Here is a 384-nt window from a genome sequence, read left to right on the forward strand (position 1 = left end):
ATTCGGTGTCGGCCGAGTGGGTGTGACTGCGCTCGTCCCAGATCTGAATCATCACGAGGTTCGGGTATTCGGCCTTTTGGGCATCCCAGGTGAAGAATTCTTGGGCCAGTTCGTTATACGGCAGCTTCTCGTTCATCGTCCGCTGGCCGTACTTGTTCACGAACAACGTGCTGTCGCCGGCGACACAGAAGCTGCCGATAAGGTTCGGGGATTTGTTCACCGACTTCTCCAGCGAAACAGGGCACATCCAGGCGTAGTTCATGTTTCGCAGCTGCGCGCCCGCACCGGTGCTGATGGGAACGAAGTCGCCCTCGTTGGTGGGGGCGGCGCATCCGGCGAACAGCGGGACCGACAGGTAATTGCGGCGCAGTTCGGGATCGTGAC

The 384-nt window shown here is 59.6% G+C and carries 1 protein-coding gene; it reads right to left on the bottom strand.

What is annotated here, in order from left to right:
* The coding region (locus BJL95_RS22650) for an FAD-binding protein (RefSeq protein WP_139306387.1) at positions 1 to 384 on the bottom strand (384 nt) is incomplete at both ends.

It is taken from the genome of Methylomonas sp. LWB, assembly GCF_001856095.1.
Taxonomy (GTDB): domain Bacteria; phylum Pseudomonadota; class Gammaproteobacteria; order Methylococcales; family Methylomonadaceae; genus Methylomonas; species Methylomonas koyamae_A.